This window comes from Chlorogloeopsis fritschii PCC 6912 (assembly GCF_000317285.1).
GTDB lineage: Bacteria > Cyanobacteriota > Cyanobacteriia > Cyanobacteriales > Nostocaceae > Chlorogloeopsis > Chlorogloeopsis fritschii.
On sequence record NZ_AJLN01000087.1, the window covers coordinates 1 to 18,519 of the forward strand.

Below are 18,519 nucleotides of genomic sequence, written 5' to 3' on the forward strand. Positions count from 1 at the left end.
AGGAGCAGCGATGAAGGCGATGATGAAGCAGGTGGTAGCGGCGAGGAGGGTTGGAATCATCAACACGCCGAACCAACCGATGTATAAACGGTTGTCAGTGCTGGTGACCCAATCACAAAACCGCTCCCATGCATTGGCGCTTGTGCGTCTTTGTAGGGTTGTGGTCATTGTTTTATGAGTGCGATGAATTCTCGACAATAATATCAGGCGAATAAGTATTTGCCTGTATTAAAAAGGTTTACACAAGTTTTCATTTTTAGCAAGTGTTTACTCACTCAAAATTTTATTTAATTTATAATATTAAGTTTTATAAAAATATATATGTTTAAGTTTAGAAATATTAAGAAAAAATACAGTTTAATTTACAGCACAATGGGCGACAAAAAGCCGCTTGGAGGTTGCCTGAAAGCTTTGATAGTTAGATTCCGTAATTCACCAAATAAAAATCAATTGGACGGGTAATTAAAAATCAAAGTAAATATATGGCAAACTTCCTTCTGGAGCTAATACCCAAACAGCGTAGAAACAAGGAATTACGAACAAAAGTTTGACAGGCCAATTGAACTGTAGCTTCAGTTGACGGTTGAAAAAATAAACTACAGTCATGACAATGGCTAAAGCGAGCAAAAGCATAGCCAATTGATATTGACTGATGTTCAGTGCTTCTACATAAACCTTTTGAGCAAATTGAGCATCACCAGGATAACCCCATAGGCGCTGAAATACCAAAGAAGAGTCTTGCAAATTTGGTAGGCGGAACCAAATCCAAGAAGTAAAAACCATCAATTGTGTCAGCAACCAACCGATAAATACGCCTAAAGGCTGTTGCCAAAAATTTTCTAAATCTTCAAAGCTATCACTGAGGGCACTAGTAAGTCTATGCACTACCAAAGCTAAACCGTGGTATGCACCCCAAACTAAAAATCCCAAGGCTGCTCCGTGCCAAATACCCGCAATCACCATGACAATCATCAAATTTAAGCAGGTGCGATCCAAACCTTTACGAGAACCACCCAAAGGGAAATAGAGGTAGTTACGCAGCCAATCTCCCAGCGTCATATGCCAACGTCGCCAAAACTCAGCAATACTGGTACTGAAGTAAGGGAAATCAAAATTTTCTGGTAAAACCAAACCAAATAGTAAAGCAGTACCACGGGCGATATCTACGTAACCGCTGAAATCGAGATATAACTGAAAACCATAGGCAAATGTTGCTAACCATAAATCGGTACTACTTGCCCGTTGTAAATTGCCAAAGCATAAATCTACGTATATACCAATGTGGTCTGCTAATAGACCTTTTTTAACTGCTCCAATGGCGATTAACCATAAGCCTTCTGAGACATTTGCAGCAGTGAGCGATCGCAAGTTGCTAAATTGATTTGCCAGATGATGGAAGCGAGTAATGGGGCCAGAAATTAATTTAGCAAAGAAAAATTTATATGCTGCAAATTTAATAAACTGATTACTAGCAGGTGCACCTCGATATACATCTACTAAATAAGCAATACACTCAAATACAAAAAATGAAATTCCTAAAGGTGCAATAATTTTAGAAGATGTAAATGATAAATTTGTTGAAGTGTTTTTGCCAATAAAATTTAATAATGGTGATAAATATTTGAACCCTAGCAACAGCAAAACATTGATGAACACGCCCAGGAATAAAAGTTTTCCGCGTTGACTGTTCCAATCAGCTTGAGCAAATCGAGATTCATTATCATTAATAGAATCTTGTTCTGGTAATGGGTTTTGTCCGAGTGCAAGTCCTACACGAAAGTTAATAAAAATCAGTACCAGCAACAAAGGAATATACTGAAGCTGTAGAGATGCATAGAACGCAATGCTGGCAATTAATAATATCCACAACTGCAATTTTTTTAGTGCTAAAGACCAATAAATTGCAAGTACTAGCAGTAAAAAAAGTCCGTATTCAATTGATATAAATTTCATCTAATTAGTCATTAGTCATTGGTCATTTTTCATTGGTTAGTAGTTAGTAGGGGAGGCAGCGCGCCCTTGGAGGTTCCCCGGAGGCGGAGCGTCTCCGGCTCCGCTCCGTTGTAGCGACTGCCGTGCGGGTTTTGTTGATTAACTTTGGGTTAAAACCGACAATTTATCTTTTAAACCCGCCCGTACAGTATTTAGTAGTTAGTGGTTAGTAGTTGATTGTTTATTACTCCCCATCTCCCCCATCTCTTCCCTTTTGCCCTCTGCTCCTTCGCTTTGTTGTCTCCATCTCTCCTTGTCTCCCTTTACCTTGTCTTTAATTTCCTACTGCCTCCTGCCTCCAACATAGCTGCCTTCTAGTAAGCATTGAACTATTTTGCAGGCCAAGGAATCATTGGATCAATAGCAAGTTTTTGTGAGACTTCGTATGCACCATAACGATTGAGATGACTGGGATCGGAAAAGTAGTCATTGGCTTTAGGCCAAAGAACTATAAAATCTCGATAAATCAAGTTGGAACGCCCAGCTAAATTTAACATATACTGCTGAAATTCTTGCTCATATTGCTGACGGATTGGATCTAAATATTCTGCGGTTAGAGGCATATTCACAAACACTAAATTAATTTTTTTAGATTCAGCAAACCGCAATACAGAGTCTAAGGCAATTTCTTGCTTGCCTTCTAATTTAAAAGCAGTATAGTCATTATCGTAGTTACCAGCAACTTTAGGATGTTTTTGATAATATTGGGCTGGGTTAAAACGAATCGATAAAGGTAAGAAACCATCAAAATCAACTGCGTGATCAACAATATGCTGCTCGGTATCTAAGTTTGTAACCTTTATGCCACTTTTTCCAGAACTATCTTGCATAAATGGCACAGACTTGAGTTTTTGATTGAGTAAACTTTTAAGTTGAGTGCGCTGTTGGTGTGTCTTAGAAACAGAAGATAAAGCTTGATTTAAAAATTTATCTAAAGAATTATTATTATCTGGCTGAGTTTTTGCTTTTTGCTCTCCTTGGGTAGGTTGAGAGCTACTAATAGTATCATCAGAATTCTGATTTGCTAACTCTTTTTGCAACACCTTTTGGTAACCTGGCGATGATGCGATCGCGTTAAAAGTTATATCCTCCCTACCACTGTTGAAGGCACGCGCACCATCTGCCCAAATTATCAGTTTTGGCAGTTCAGATGGTTCTAAAACCCGGCGTAAGATAAAATCTACAACTTGTGCTGTGGCTCCATTGATACCAAAATTAAATACATCGATATTGGGATATCCGTGAGTTGCAAGAGCTTTAGAAAGCGCCAAGGGATCTATACCCCTCAGAGCGCGAGAAGAGCCAAGAATTAAGACATCTGGCGGTTTGCCAGTCTTGGTAAGCCTTTGTCTGTAAAGTGCTAGCTGCTCATCTAATTGCCGAGCGTTGAAACTGGGAAACTGCGATCGCGCTGCCAACAAAATTGCAGTTGCAGTTGCTTTTTCCCTTGGTTTGGTATCTTCTATGCTCGTGAATCCAGAAGCATTAAATACTTCTGTTCGATTACTGGGAGATTTTTCTTTTGATGTATTGGCAAAAAAGATTGTACTTTCGTTATTTTCTAGAGAATTAGCGACAGATGTTGGAGCTGGAGTGCTAACAGTTTTTGGTGCTGGAGGTGTAGTGTTAGCAACAATTTGACCTAAGATCCAATCTGACTGCAAGGTTAGCAATAATCCCAGAGTACCCCAAACTATTGCAACCCGATAGTCGGCGTGTTCGTCTGCAGCTTGCTCTTGCGGCTGGTTGGTTTCAGTCAATAGCTGTGTTGCCAAAAGCCACTGTCTGAGTTTTGTACCCCAATACCAAGCAACTTCTGCAAAAATACTTTGTACTTCTTGTCTAGTTAAATCAGGACGCAACACAGGCTCGCTACCCTCAGATGGGATCAGATCGCCAACGTAGGCAGCGGTAGCGGCGAATTCCGGAGTAGCTTCTGGCACTAAACGTTGGCGGTTGACAAAATCGACGCCATAATGCCATAAAGGTTCCTTGTTACCTGCACGACGTCCGTAAACACGTACTCCTGCTAAACCAGGAATGTTTAACTGGGAGACAAACTGAGTAACTTTGTCTGCTACTCGTTTGCGGGCAGGGCAGACTGGTGCGTCGCACATAATGTGTAACAAATCGCCTTTCCATACCAACAGAACGCGAGTTCCACCTGTTTTGAGGCGAAGATCCAAATCGGGATTGAGCATCCGCTCTAATAAGAAAACAAGAGCAGGTTGATCGCCTCCAGCTGCCAATTCCATTACTGATGGTGCTAAAGCCTGATGTTCTGAGGCGGGTAAAGTTTGCCAATCAATCCAAGCTGGTTGCTTGTCGGCGTGTGTGTGCCCGTAAAGAGTAGCCGCAACAATACCTTGGGGGGCAATCACTTCCAGCTGCGACATTATTACTCTCAAGCACAGGGCTTTGTCTGGTATTTGGAATGTTGTTGGCTCCGGGGCAATTGGGCTGCAAAACATATGTAGTGTGGATTCTTTTAGAGTTATCCCCACCTTGAGATTGAACTGTGATAATTTATCGTTTACTAAGCGGGCGATCGCCTGTACATCTCCCCAACGCGCCCATTCTTTCAGCATCGCTTCGGCTGGTGTCAGATCCACCCGCAGCACCCAACCAAAGCCTGTTTCACCTGCTACTGTCGTGGCAATAACTGCATCTTCGTAGCCAGAAAGCTTGAGATTGCGTAATTTCCGCGCTACTGGCTCGGCAATTAATGAAGGATCGGGGACATAACTAGACTGACAATATATCCACAGTCGATTTTGAGCGGTGAGATTTTGTGGAGTTACCTGTTGCTGCTTAACTTTAACTTCTACCGCCACACCCAAAGAACTCAGCGTCTCACTCAAATAGCGAGCGATCGCGTCTGGATTGCCTTGCCGTGCCAAGCTCTCGTTAGAAAGAACCAGTGCCCCACCAGTTTGAGAGGATTTTTCTGCATCTTGGAGTAAGGCTTGTTCTACCTGTTCTAAGTGGCGCTCCAATTGATTTAAGAAAACTTGATGGCACCATTGGGGCTTGGTTTCACCCTTCTTTCGACCGTAGACGAAAACTTGGTATATTGAGGGTTGTTCGCTACTTGTCAAAACATCCAAATTTGTATGCTGTAGTGCGTGCAGCAAATCAGACAGAGTACGCCAACGCCGGGGGCATTCTTGACTTTCACAAAGGATGTATAGATCGTTTCCCCGCAACCGGATTTTCACCCCTAAAGTGTTGATTCCTGTTGCTTGGCTTACCCATTGTATTAGAGACTGCTGGTTAGGTGGTAATGCTGTTTTCATGGGAAGTTAAGTATGCAGGAGCTAGTATTGGGGATAGTATCTTGACTTGTAAACTAGAACCATAAGAATCATCATGCTATGAAGTTTTTTAACATTATTTTTGGCATTATAAATTTGCCAAACCAGCAAAGCACAGTTTTAGCTTGCAAGTCTACCATTTGTCGAATTTTGCCGGTTTCCATCCATCCTCCCAACACATGAGAATATAACTTATGTCGTCTTTAAACTCTAAATCTTCCACAAATTCCGATCTTAATTTAGTTTTGTTTTCCATTCCCCAATCTTTCCTCTTACAAGTTGGTACGGCATCTGTCCTCATGTTGCTGTTAGCAGAGAAAGCCACCGCACAAACTTTACAAGCGATCGGAGAAGCTACTGAAGAAATATTTCGCGGCGATCGCCTGCCAATTCTTGACTTTCCAGAAGACAATCTAGAAAACGAAGGTTAGTTATTATACTATATTTTCTGGAAATTATCGTGGCAAATTCCATGACTGTAGAGTACAAAACCTGAAATCATAAAAATAACTAGCTTTAACAGAACAGAGGATATGAGTTCCCTTTTATACTTTTTCTCTCAGGATGTGAATGTATACCCTGCCTCCGATTTATTTTTACGCCATCGTCTACAAATAGTAGAGGAATTATGGGAGTCCGTTCTTCGGCAGGAATGCGGCCAAAAAATGGTGGATTTGTTGCGGCAATTACGCGATTTGTGTTCGCCAGAAGGACAAGCAAATAACGATCAAGCTTCCTCTGTATTCAAATTAATTGAGCAGCTCAACATTAACGAAGCCATTCGAGCGGCTCGTGCTTTTGCTTTGTATTTCCAGCTGATCAACATCATAGAGCAGGACTACGAACAACGGCAGCAAATGAATCGTTATGAGGTGGACAAAGAAGCAGGAACTCAAGAAACTTTACCAAATATCATTTCTTCATCAGTTTCTCATACAGAAGAAAAACCTCTCAACAACGGATTGGGAGCAGACTTGTTGACAAAAAGTTGGCAAGCTGATTTAAGTGGTAAACGCAAAGGCACTTTTGCTGCCTTGTTTCCCCATTTATATCAGCTAAACGTACCGCCCCAACAAATTCAACGCCTAATTGCACAGTTAGACGTGCAGCTAGTGTTCACAGCTCACCCAACAGAAATTGTCCGCCACACGATTCGCGATAAACAAAGACGAGTAGTCAAATTACTACAGCAGCTAGATGTAGTTGAAAAGCGTGTTGGTAATTGTGGTTCGTGGGAAGCAACAGAAATACGAGAACAATTGATAGAAGAAATTCGTTTGTGGTGGCGCACTGATGAGTTGCACCAGTTTAAACCTTCAGTGCTAGATGAAGTAGATTACGCTCTGCACTACTTCCAGGAAGTTTTGTTTGATACTATTCCCCAATTATACAAGCATTTACAGCGCTCTTTAGCTGGCACTTTTCCCTGGCTGGAACCACCGAGGAAGAACTTTTGCAAGTTTGGTTCTTGGGTAGGGGCAGACAGAGATGGCAACCCATCGGTAACACCAGAAATCACTTGGCAGACAGCTTGCTATCAGCGCAACATTGTTTTAGAAAGGTATATTCAATCAGTCAAACGCCTGATCAATTTATTAAGCGTGTCACTGCATTGGAGTGATGTTCTACCAGATTTGCTGGAATCTTTGGAGATAGAGCAATCGCAACTGAGTGAAGTATACGACGAGTTAGCACTGCGTTATCGCCAAGAACCGTATCGGTTGAAAATGTCGTATGTGCTTAAGCGTCTGGAAAATACACGCGATCGCAATTTGGCTCTCTCGAAACGGGAAATTATCAAAAACGATAACACGCCAATTTATCGCTCCGGAGAAGAATTTTTGGCAGAACTGCGGCTGATTGAACGTAATTTAAATGAAACAGGATTAACTAGTCGCGAACTAGAAAATTTGATTTGTCAGGTAGAAATTTTTGGTTTTAACCTGACTTGTTTGGATATCCGTCAAGAATCATCGCGCCACTCGGATGCTTTAAATGAAATTTTGGAGTACTTGGGTGTTTTAAAGCAACCTTACAACGAATTGAGCGAGGAAGAGAGAGTTGCTTGGTTGGTGAGCGAGCTACAAACTCGCCGCCCCTTAATTCCAGCAGAATTACCATTTTCATACAAAACTAACGACGTCATTGAAACCTTGCGGGTAGTGCGATCACTACAACAAGAATTTGGTGGCGACATCTGCAAAACATACATTATCAGTATGTGCCGCCAAGTCAGCGACGTACTGGAAGTATTGCTTTTAGCCAAAGAAGCAGGGCTTTACGATCCTGGTACTGCTGTGGGCACAATTCAAGTAGTTCCTCTATTTGAAACAGTAGAAGACTTGCAGCGATCGCGCAGCGTCATGCGGCAGTTGTTTGAGTTACCCTTGTATCGGGCTTTGTTAGCAGGTGGTTTTGCAGCAATTGAAGGGGATAGGGGACAGGTGACATGGGATAGGGGACAGGTGACAGGGGACAGGGGACAGGGGACAGGGGACAGGAAGAATGAATCTTTCTCCGCGTCAGAGCGTGTCCCACTCTCCGTGTCTCATTCTTCTCTGACTCCCAACCTGCAAGAAGTAATGCTGGGGTATTCTGATAGTAATAAAGACTCTGGCTTTTTAAGCAGTAACTGGGAAATTCATAAAGCCCAAAAATCACTACAGCACATTGCTGAGAATTATGGCGTTAATCTGCGGATTTTCCACGGACGGGGTGGCTCTGTTGGACGTGGTGGTGGCCCAGCTTATGAGGCAATTTTGGCACAACCAGGTCATAGTATCAACGGGCGCATCAAAATTACCGAACAAGGGGAAGTTTTAGCTTCTAAGTATTCCTTGCGAGATTTAGCTCTGTTCAATTTGGAGACTATCACCACTGCTGTAATTCAGGCTAGCTTGCTGCGGACTGGGTTTGACGATATCGAACCCTGGAATGAAATTATGGAAGAGTTGGCAGTGCGATCGCGTACTCATTATCGCGCTCTTATCTATGAAGAACCAGATTTTATTGATTTCTTCCACCAAGTTACTCCGATTGAAGAAATTAGCCTCCTACAAATTAGCTCTCGTCCAGCGCGTCGTCCATCAGGTAAAAAAGATTTAAGTGGTTTGCGGGCAATTCCTTGGGTATTTAGCTGGACGCAAACAAGATTTTTGTTACCTTCCTGGTATGGAGTAGGCACAGCATTACAAGAATTTTTGAATGAAGAACCGGAAGAACACTTAAAATTGCTGCGTTATTTTTACATTAAATGGCCATTCTTTAAGATGGTTATCTCCAAAGCAGAAATGACATTGGCAAAAGTAGACTTACAAATGGCGCGGCGCTACGTTGAAGAGTTATCTAATCCGCAAGATATACCGCGTTTTGAAAGACTCTTTGAACAAATTGCCAACGAATACTATCTCACACGAGATTTAGTTCTAAAAATCACCGATCACCAACGACTTTTAGATGGCGATCCTGTATTGCAGCGTTCTGTACAGCTACGTAATGGCACAATTGTACCGCTAGGTTTCATCCAGGTTGCTCTTCTCAAGCGGTTGCGCCAGTCAAAGAATATACCCACTTCTGGAGTTATTCACTCTCGATATAGTAAGGGAGAACTGCTGCGCGGGGCATTGTTGACAATTAACGGTATTGCCGCCGGGATGAGAAATACAGGTTGAGATTGTTGGTGGAAAGTTGATGGTGGTTAGTGGTTAGTGGATAGTGGTAAATAAATACCTCTACTAACTACTAACTAATTACTAAATGACTAAAAACCGAATTTTCATTTGCACCTTTTTAGCATTGTTATCAGGCTTTTTAAGTGCTTACATAGGTGGGCAAATTAGCTTAACTGTGCGTAGCCAAAAGTGCCAAAACCAAGCTTGGGGTTTACAGCAGATGTGCAATGCTTGGGAAACACCAGGAGCTATATGGCAAGGCAGCACTACAGGGTTGTGGACTGGTACTATTTTAGGGGCGTTTTTTGGCGGATTGTTAACACGACAAAGAAGATAGTAGAAGTGATTAGTGGTACTTTTTCACAACTAACTACTAACTAATTACGTCTAATGTGAATTAGCCGAATTCACCTTGAGTTATCCAATATTATGATAATAACGACCACAGATGGACACAGATAAACACAGATAAATCATCCGTGTGCATCCGTGTGTATCTGTGGTTGATTTTTTAGTTTCTCATCCGTCTGTGGAGGCTGTAGGTTTTTGTGGATTGCTTAAAGTAGTCCAAGAATTGGTGCTAGTATCAAAGCAACGCCAAATTCCCTCCTCTTCCTGGTAGCAAAACAAACTGCGGTCATCAAGATATAAGTTATCTGTCAAGAAATATATAATGCCTCGAAAAGGATAGGTTTTACGGCTTAAGCGCTTGGCTACTGCTTGATTGGGGCATTCCACTATGAACACTGGTTGTCCGTCTAAGTGAGCCAAAGAGAAGATGCACATCCGCAAAATCGCTCGCAACCAGCTTTCTGAGTGCTCAAAATAATCATCGATGATTTTGTTAGTCAGAGCTTTTTCTAGGGTACGGTCTTTTCTTGGAGGAGTGTGGGGTTCAGACATTGCACCACCTAATGGCTATACCGTTGGATTGAGATTAATCTAAAAGTTTTAAATATACAAGCGTGTAAGCAACAATACGGTAATATTTATGCTTGGCTCTTGTCACCGCACACAAATGCCTTAATAGCAGCTTGTTAGATAATTAGCTACACGCAAAAAAGTAATTGCTATTTTGTATCCTGAAGCTTGGTAGAATGCAGCATTGACGAGCAAAATATATTAGCCATGACTGCTGAAACTAACGAAGTCAAGCAAACCACTAAAGGTGCTGATGCTGTTGATGAAGCGATCGCACAGGGAATTGATTTTGATGGTTCTCCAATTCCCCCTGCCAAACTGGAACTTTATCAAAAAGTCATGGCACTAGAAGCAAACAGACAACGTAGCGGTGTCAGTAATACCATGCGATCGCGTATCGTGCGGATTGGGGCAAAACACATTCCCCAACCAGAACTTGACAAAATGCTAGTAGATGCTGGTTTTGCGCCTTTAAAAGAGAAAGAAGTTGCTTTTTTCTACGGCGGCAAGTAAGCAACGGATTCGGCAGCAGATTTTGTAGCGGACAATGAAACCGTAATGATTTACGGCTAATTTGTCCATTACATCTATATATCTTATCCGTTGCCGAAGTTGGTTTTTGCCTTTTTGACTAGTTATTCCAGAAATCTGTGACATCATACCCCAATTCTGCTAGCATTTGCCGCAGCAAAGGTAAACTCAGCCCAATCACATTGCTGTGACAACCTTCTATTTTTTCTACAAATAAACTACCGTAACCTTCGAGAGCAAAAGCACCAGCACATTTGAGTGGTTCGCCCGTAGCAATGTAGGCATCAATAGCGCGATCGCTCATTGGTGCAAAGTAAACCCTCGTAACTTGGCATCTAACCAGAGTATGATTTTGGGACAGATCGATTAAAGTATGACCTGTATATAAATCGCCAAAATGATTTTGCATCAGCTGCCAGCGCTGACGTGCTTCGTCAGCGTCTTTTGGCTTACCGTGAATCTCACCATTGAGAGCTAAAATGGAGTCACAACCAATTATTAAAGCAGAACTAAATTGAGGTGCTACAGTCTGGGCTTTGCATTGGGATAGAACTTGCACCAACTGTGCCGGATCATTAAGTTGTACTTGCGACTCATCAAAATCACTAGGGCGAACTATCGGCTCAATACCAACAGTTTGCAGCAAGCGTCGTCGCGCTGGAGAAGCTGAGGCGAGAACGATTTTTGTTATGCCCATACACTAGGAGGGGGAGAACTACTAACTACTAACTACTAACCACTAACTCTTAACTAATATACAGAGAAAGAATCAACAGATTCTTGAATCATGCCTTTAACTTTCCGCCAGCGTTTTTCTGGAATAGAGGCATTGAAAGTGAAAAGTTTACCTCTACTAGTAGTGACGCTAGCTAGGTTATGCCGTTGTTGTTTGTTGGGGAGAGTCACTAGATATTCTAATATGTAGTAAGTATTACCGTTTAGCTCTCGTTGCTCGGCATTGACTAATTCAGCTTGACGACCAGAACCTTCGGGAGCAAGGGCATTTTTTCCCAATTTATATCCTACTTCTGTTGGTGTGCCCAATTCTACCAAAGATTTACTTTCTGGTACTGGACTAATCACAACAGAGGCATTCTCACTAAACTCTATCAAATCGTGGAAGACTACATCAGGGCCGTTGGCAACTTTAACTTGAACCCAGCCGTTAGGATATGAAAACTGATAGCCATCAGTTGTGTCTACGTAGTCTCTAAGTGCTGCCGCAGCTGCAGTACTGTAATTAGTTAAGCTAAAAGTCAACACTAATAAAAAAATAATTGCTATTTTTTTCCACATTGGTTTTAATTCCTTTAGGCTGGAAGCAGTACAAGGCAAACGTAATTTTTCGTTTTTCATTGTCCCACGGATGCTGACAACTTACGAACTACGCTGGTTCTACCCTGGTAAAGTACCAGAAGAAATTCAATTGTGGTTTGAGCAAGATTGTCTTGTTCAGCCGTTACAACCACCAGAAACAAGGGAAGACATATATCTTTACTCTCCCGAATCTGAATTTTTAGGCATTAAATTGCGGCAAGAGCGACTAGAAGTCAAATGGCGCAAAGCAGAATTAGGTGTATTGAATTTTGGCGACTCTGTAGAAGGCAAAGCAGAAAAATGGGGTAAGTGGTTGTGTTGTGATTCAAAACAAGAAAGTTTTGAGTTGGAGCAGGTTGTAAATAACCCTGTCTGGGTAAGCGTTCAAAAAGTTCGTTACTCACAAATTTACCAAGTATTACCCGAATTGTTGCTACAACCTGTTTCCGACAATGAAAATATTGATAACGGCTGTAGGGTTGAACTTACTCATCTGGTGATTCAAGAGAGTAATTGGTGGAGCATTGGGTTTGAAGCTTTTGGTGAAGATAGCCGTTTGATGAATAATCTGCAAATCACAGCCAATAGAGCATTTAATAATGAATCCGGCTCCAAGTTTCTTGCTGATGATTCTTATGCTTATCCGAGTTGGTTAGCGCAGGTTTTCGGTAATTAGTGTATACACCCTTTTATATAGATTTATCTCTACTTTTGTACAGATTTCCCAGTAATGTGATTTAGCTACATTTGCAAATATAAGACTTATTTATATTCTGTGTTTTCCTACCTATGCAGCTGAAGCTTCAAAAGGAAATCATTAAAGAAGTTAAAGCCGCACTCGTTATCGATCCGATTGAATCAGCGGAATTAGTAGGGCTGCATTATGTTAGCGATACTACCCCAGGCATTTGGCGACAGCGTGTGGGTGAAGAGTTTTGCTATTTTGATGCCAATGGCAAAAAAATCTGCGATGAGACGGAATTAACAAGGATTAAGGCTCTTGTCATTCCACCTGCTTGGAGTGAGGTTTGGATTTGTCCCCATTCGCAAGGACATTTGCAAGCTACAGGCAGAGATGCAAAAGGACGAAAGCAGTACCGCTATCATTCTCACTGGCAAAAAGTTCGCAGCCAAACTAAATTTACGCGGATGATTGCCTTTGGGCAAGCACTACCAAAGATTCGCCAACGCGTGCAAGCAGACTTGGCACTGGGGGGTTTGCCAAAAGAAAAAGTATTGGCAACGGTAGTGAAGCTGATGGAAATTACCAAAATTCGGGTGGGTAATGAAGAATATGCCCAAACAAATAAATCTTTTGGTTTAACAACAATGAGAGACCGCCACGTTGATATTTCTGGCTCTAAGCTAAGATTTAAATTCCGGGGTAAAAGTGGTGTAGAGCATGATATTGATGTGAGCGATCGCCGTTTGGCAAAAATTGTCAAAAGCTGTCAAGATATTCCCGGACAAGAGTTATTTCAGTATCTTGATGATGACGGGCATCGGCAAGCGATCGGCTCTGGAGATGTGAATGATTACCTACGCGAAATCACAGGTTTAGATTTCACCGCTAAAGATTTTCGTACTTGGTTTGGTACTGTGTTAGCAGCACAAGAATTATATGATTTAGGGCAATTTACCTCACAAACAGCAGCCAAGAAAAACATCACCCAGGCAATTAAAAATGTAGCCCAAGAACTAGGCAATCGCCCAGCAACTTGTCGTAAATATTATGTTCATCCAGCCGTTCTTGAAGCATATACAGACGGTTCACTTTTGGCAACTCTAGAAAAGGAATTAGAGAACAAACAAAATGTATCAAAATTAGAATTGCGTCCAGAAGAACGGGTAGTATGTAAAATACTAGAACATTATTTATTACAAGTAAATAAATAATTTTAACTCTATTTATAAATCTCTATTGGCAGAGGCATTTTATTCTATACCCTATTATAGATACGTTCCCAATTTTATAGCACTTAAATTAAACAGAAGATTTAAAAGAAAAATAAACTCATGTCACAAGAACGAAATCTTGAGGAGAATTTACTATCTCAAGCAGCAGAGAACACGCTCTCCAGCCAGTTGGATGAAGCAGAAACCATAGAAGTAGATGTGCAAACAGATTTGCTAAAAATAATTCAAGGACAAGCAGACGCTGTTTCTTTATCTGGAGAAGGGCTGGAAATACAAGGTGTTCGTGTACAAGAAATAGAGGTACAGACAGATAAAATTGCCATCAATCCTCTCAGTGCGATTTTTGGTCAGATTGAACTAAATCAACCTGTAAATACAACTGCTCGCATCATACTTACAGAAGCAGACATTAACTATGCCCTCACTTCAGATTATATTCGCAGCAAATTACAAAATTTTGATTTAAATGTAGACGGTGAAATTATCAGTTTAAAACCACAGCAAATACAGATTTATTTACCGGATGATGGCAAAATCAAATTTCAGGGAACGGTGCTGATAAACGAAAAAAGTCATACTCGCCAGATAGTTTTTACGGCAGTAGTTAGCCCACGTACCAAACATCATCCTATCTTGATGGAAAGTTTTAACTGTACTCAAGGAGCAGGCATTTCTCTAGATATAATTGTATCCTTAATGAATCAAGTAAAAGAACTTGTTAACTTACCATATTTTGAGTTTGATGGTACAAAATTTCGTTTGAGAAATATGGAAGTAAAAAAAGGTAGTATGATTCTTTTGGTAGAGGCGAATGTGAAACAGATTCCACAACTATAAAAAGTCTTCGGTAAGTAGTAACTCCGCGTCTACTGTCATCTATCCTCTGCTTTTAGTTTATGAAGAGAGCTGTTAAGTTTTTATAACTGATGAGTGATGTTGTAATTTTAACGAACTTCTAATATTAGAGAAGCATTTATTTCCACAATTTCCACTATGCAAGAGTACGATGTTGTAATTATTGGTGCAGGACACAATGGATTAGTTTGTGCTGCCTACTTACTAAAAGCAGGATATAGTGTTTTACTATTGGAAAAGCGTTCTGTTCCTGGAGGTGCGGCAACTACCGAAGAATGCCTTCCTCAAGAAGCACCAGGATTTAAGTTTAACTTGTGTGCAATTGACCACGAATTTATTCACCTTGGGCCAGTAGTTCAAGAATTAGAATTGGAAAAATATGGTCTGGAATATCTTGAGTGCGATCCAGTAGTATTTTGTCCCCATCCGGATGGTAAATATTTTTTAGGTCATAAGTCTTTGGAAAAGACTTGTGCAGGAATTGCCCGCTACAATGAGCGTGATGCTAAAAAATATGCAGAATTTACTGATTATTGGCAACGGGCATTGGGCGCAATGATTCCTATGTTCAACGCACCACCAAAATCAGTTTTAGACATTTTAGGTAATTACGACGTCACCAAAATTAAAGACTTGTTCTCGGTAATAGGTTCTCCTAACAAGACACTGGACTTTGTTCGCAATATGTTAACCAGTGCGGAGGATCTTCTTAACGAGTGGTTTGATGAAGAATTCCTCAAAGCGCCTCTAGCAAGACTTGCTTCTGAACTTGGTGCGCCACCTTCGCAAAAAACCATTGCTATTGGTGCAATAATGATGGCAATGCGTCACAATCCCGGTATGGCAAGACCTCGTGGTGGTACTGGGGCTTTAGTGCAAGCTTTAGTAAATTTGGTAATAAGTAAAGGTGGTGTAATCTTAACCGATCAGCACGTGAGTAAAGTCTTGATTGATAATGGACGTGCTGTTGGTGTGCGCGTAGCAAATGGTAAAGAATACAGAGCCAAGTATGGTGTTATCTCTAACATTGATGCCAAGCGGGTATTCTTGCAACTGATGGATAAAAGTGATGTAGATGCGGTTGATGCAGAGTTACGGGAAAGATTGGAACGCCGCATTGTCAACAACAACGAAACTATTCTCAAGATAGACTTGGCTTTAGATGAAGTGCCGCGTTTTGAGCGCTACGAACACAGAAATGAGTATTTAATCGGCTCTGTTTTAATTGCAGATTCGGTTGCTCATGTTGAACAAGCCCATAGTAAATGTACCTTGGGAGAGATCCCTGATTCTGATCCATCAATGTATGTGGTGGTGCCAACGGTGTTAGATCCGTCGATGGCACCTCCAGGGAAGCATACAGTGTGGATTGAATTTTTCGCTCCTTATCAAATTGCTGGTGCAGAAGGTGCAGGTTTGAATGGTACTGGTTGGACAGACGAACTGAAAAATAAAGTTGCCGATAGGGTAGTAGATAAGTTGGCAGAGTATGCACCAAATTTAAAAAATTCAATCATTGCCCGTCGCGTCGAAAGCCCAGCAGAACTGGGAGAAAGACTGGGTGCATACAAGGGAAATTATTACCACGTTGACATGACTCTGGATCAGATGGTGTTTTTCCGTCCTTTACCGGAAATTGCCAACTATAAAACACCGATTGAGAATTTATTCTTGACTGGTGCAGGAACTCATCCGGGTGGTTCCATTTCTGGAATGCCAGGGCGTAATTGTGCGCGAGTATTTTTACAGAGTAAGCATCCCATTGCTCAGACTTTGAAAGATGCACGCGACTCAATTAAGTCAACGGTTGAGTCTGTGTTTGGGATTAATAAGTAACCAAGATTTTGGAGTTGCCCGCAGACTAAAAGTCTGGGGCTATACAAACAAAGACTGTCTACGCAGTCTGATAACATTTCACCTCAATCACGATACACATATCATTATTGTAGAGACGCGATATATCGCGTCTCTACATGGTCTATATTTGTATCAGACTTTTTATGAAATGGTATTACATATTAATTATTTTTGCTCGAAAGCTTGAGACCATCAGCAGTTACCATCCCCCTACAGATTGATTGCAAACAACTGCTAAATCAAAGAAATGCTAAAGATGGGATTATAACTGGCGAAAGAGTTATATTCTCCACCCTCTTTCTAACATCGGGAAAGATACACCCATTTCCCAAATTGCAACTATGGAAGCGTATGATGTTGTAATGATTGGCGCTGGACATAATGGTTTAGTTTGCGCCGCCTATCTCCTCAATGCTGGTTATAGCGTACTGCTTTTGGAAGCGCGATCGCTACCTGGTGGTGGTGCCACAACTGAAGAACTTTTGCCTAAAGAAGCGCCTGGGTTTAAATTCAATCCTTGTGCGCTCGATCACCTGTTTATTTTCCTCGGTTCGGTCATACAGGAATTAGAACTGCACAAGTACGGTTTAAAATACCTTTTGTGCGATCCGGTCGTTTTTTGTCCTCATCCCGACGGCAAGTATTTTTTAGCACATAAATCGGTAGAAAAAACTTGTTTAGAAATTGCCCGTTACAATCACAGAGATGCTCAAAAATATAGCGAATATGCCAACTACTGGCTTCGTTTCGTCGGCTCTATCATTCCCTATTTCAACGCACCACCTAAATCAATAGTTGACCTTGTAGGTAACTACGATCTGAAAAAACTGCAAGACCTATTTTCTCTTTTGGGCGGGCCTAATCAAACGCTGGATTTGCTTCGTACAATGCTAACCAGCCCAATGGATAATCTCAATGAGTATTTTGATTCCGAATTTATCAAAGCACCCCTTGCCCGACTATCGGCAGAAATCAGTGCACCTCCTTCTCAAAAAGCCATGTCCTTTGGAGCAATGATGATGGTTATGCGCCACGATCCCGGTATGGCTAGACCACAGGGTGGTACTGGTGCACTTACTGACGCATTAGTAAATTGTGTGACCAGTAAAGGTGGTGTAATCCTCACTAACCAGAGGGTGGAAAAAGTCTTAATTGATAATGGTAAAGCAGTTGGTGTGCGAGTTAATGGCGGTAAAGAATATCGCGCCAACAAAGGTGTATTTTCCAATATTGATGCCAAGCGGTTATTTTTGCAACTAGTGGATGCAAGTGATGTAGATAGCGCCGATGCGAATTTACGGGAAAGATTAGACCGCCGCATTGCGGATAATAATGAAAGTATCCTCAAAATAGACTTAGCTTTAAACGAACCACTGCGATTTGAACACCATGAACATAGAGATGAATACCTAATCGGTTCGATTTTGATTGCAGACTCCGTAAACCACGTAGAAAAAGCTCATAGCGACTGCACCCAGGGAAAAATCCCTGATGATGATCCCTCAATGTATTTAGCTATGCCCACAGGACTCGATCCTTCAATGGCACCACAAGGCAAGCATACAGCCTGGATCGAATTTTTTGCCCCATATAATATTACAGGTGCGGAAGGCACGGGGTTAAAAGGTACAGGTTGGACGGATGAGTTGAAAAACAAAGTCGCCGATCGCGTGGTGGAAAAATTGGCGGAGTATTCACCCAATCTCAAACATTCAATTATTGCCCGTCATGTGGAAAGCCCTGCTGAGTTAGGAGAACGCCTGGGATTTTTCAAGGGCAACTACTACCACCTCGATATGACTTTAGATCAGATGCTGTGCTTCCGCCCGCTACCGGAACTGGCTAACTACACAACCCCGATTGAAAATTTGTATCTTACTGGCGCGGGAACTCATCCGGGTGGTTCAATTTCCGGGCTACCAGGGCGTAATTGTGCGCGGGTATTTTTGCATCACGAGAAACCCTTACAACAGACTTTGAAAGAAGCAGGCAATTCCATTAAATCTGCTATTGGATCTGTTTTTCAAGGTGGATGACGTGAAACTAATATCTACTAAACGTGCAACCCCAAAAGTCTTATTTTCTAAATCAACCACGTCATACCTACTAACGATGACAATCATAAGAGAAAATTGATGTAATAA

At 41.5% G+C, this 18,519-nt stretch carries 14 protein-coding genes and 1 pseudogene; 9 read left to right on the forward strand and 6 right to left on the reverse strand.

The window, feature by feature from the left end:
* From UYC_RS37885 to UYC_RS0117170, 3 genes and pseudogenes are all read right to left on the reverse strand, one after another.
* Positions 1-168, reverse strand: a pseudogene (locus tag UYC_RS37885) (photosystem II q(b) protein); the annotation flags it as partial.
* 294 nt (positions 169-462) lie between these two features.
* Positions 463-1,953, reverse strand: coding sequence for an MBOAT family O-acyltransferase (locus tag UYC_RS0117165; RefSeq protein WP_016878160.1), 1,491 nt, complete (start codon positions 1,951-1,953; stop codon positions 463-465).
* Between the two features lie 368 nt (positions 1,954-2,321).
* On the reverse strand, positions 2,322-5,288 hold the full coding sequence (locus tag UYC_RS0117170; RefSeq protein ID WP_016878161.1) for a DUF1574 family protein: 2,967 nt from the start codon (positions 5,286-5,288) through the stop codon (positions 2,322-2,324).
* A gap of 212 nt (positions 5,289-5,500) precedes the next feature.
* On the opposite strand from UYC_RS0117170, the gene UYC_RS38605 reads away from it, so the two are divergent.
* From UYC_RS38605 to UYC_RS0117190, 3 genes are all read left to right on the forward strand, one after another.
* The gene (locus UYC_RS38605) at positions 5,501-5,737 is read left to right on the forward strand and encodes a hypothetical protein (RefSeq protein WP_026087701.1); all 237 of its coding nucleotides are present in this window, start codon (positions 5,501-5,503) and stop codon (positions 5,735-5,737) included.
* 102 nt (positions 5,738-5,839) lie between these two features.
* Positions 5,840-8,977, forward strand: a complete 3,138-nt coding sequence (locus UYC_RS0117185; RefSeq protein WP_026087702.1) for a phosphoenolpyruvate carboxylase — start codon at positions 5,840-5,842, stop codon at positions 8,975-8,977.
* Positions 8,978-9,062: 85 nt separating this feature from the next.
* Entirely contained in the window at positions 9,063-9,314 is a 252-nt protein-coding gene (locus UYC_RS0117190; protein ID WP_016878165.1) for a hypothetical protein, read from the forward strand.
* A gap of 182 nt (positions 9,315-9,496) precedes the next feature.
* Here UYC_RS0117190 and UYC_RS0117195 read toward each other — a convergent pair whose 3' ends face one another.
* Complete coding sequence (locus tag UYC_RS0117195; protein ID WP_016878166.1) at positions 9,497-9,880, reverse strand: hypothetical protein; 384 nt, start codon at positions 9,878-9,880, stop codon at positions 9,497-9,499.
* A gap of 225 nt (positions 9,881-10,105) precedes the next feature.
* Between UYC_RS0117195 and UYC_RS0117200 the strand changes: the two genes are divergently transcribed.
* The gene (locus UYC_RS0117200) at positions 10,106-10,411 is read left to right on the forward strand and encodes a small RNA NsiR4-regulated ssr1528 family protein (protein WP_016878167.1); all 306 of its coding nucleotides are present in this window, start codon (positions 10,106-10,108) and stop codon (positions 10,409-10,411) included.
* Positions 10,412-10,529: 118 nt separating this feature from the next.
* Here the strand turns inward: UYC_RS0117200 and UYC_RS0117205 are convergent, their stop codons facing one another.
* Positions 10,530-11,126 (reverse strand): Maf family protein, encoded by a 597-nt coding sequence (locus tag UYC_RS0117205; protein WP_016878168.1) that lies wholly within the window; start codon positions 11,124-11,126, stop codon positions 10,530-10,532.
* A 53-nt stretch (positions 11,127-11,179) separates the two neighbouring features.
* A complete protein-coding gene (psbP, locus tag UYC_RS0117210; RefSeq protein WP_026087703.1) occupies positions 11,180-11,725 on the reverse strand; it encodes a photosystem II reaction center PsbP in 546 nt (181 codons plus the stop codon).
* 70 nt (positions 11,726-11,795) lie between these two features.
* Between psbP and UYC_RS0117215 the strand changes: the two genes are divergently transcribed.
* From UYC_RS0117215 to crtO (UYC_RS0117235), 5 genes are all read left to right on the forward strand, one after another.
* The gene (locus tag UYC_RS0117215) at positions 11,796-12,422 is read left to right on the forward strand and encodes a hypothetical protein (protein WP_016878170.1); all 627 of its coding nucleotides are present in this window, start codon (positions 11,796-11,798) and stop codon (positions 12,420-12,422) included.
* Positions 12,423-12,535: 113 nt separating this feature from the next.
* Positions 12,536-13,642: a DNA topoisomerase IB gene (locus tag UYC_RS0117220; RefSeq protein WP_016878171.1), complete on the forward strand. Its 1,107-nt coding sequence runs from the start codon at positions 12,536-12,538 to the stop codon at positions 13,640-13,642.
* 120 nt (positions 13,643-13,762) lie between these two features.
* The gene (locus UYC_RS0117225; RefSeq protein ID WP_016878172.1) at positions 13,763-14,500 is read left to right on the forward strand and encodes an LmeA family phospholipid-binding protein; all 738 of its coding nucleotides are present in this window, start codon (positions 13,763-13,765) and stop codon (positions 14,498-14,500) included.
* Positions 14,501-14,623: 123 nt separating this feature from the next.
* Positions 14,624-16,354, forward strand: a complete 1,731-nt coding sequence (gene crtO, locus UYC_RS0117230) for a beta-carotene ketolase CrtO (protein ID WP_268744029.1) — start codon at positions 14,624-14,626, stop codon at positions 16,352-16,354.
* Positions 16,355-16,716: 362 nt separating this feature from the next.
* A complete protein-coding gene (gene crtO / locus UYC_RS0117235; protein ID WP_016878174.1) occupies positions 16,717-18,411 on the forward strand; it encodes a beta-carotene ketolase CrtO in 1,695 nt (564 codons plus the stop codon).
* Positions 18,412-18,519 lie beyond the last annotated feature (108 nt).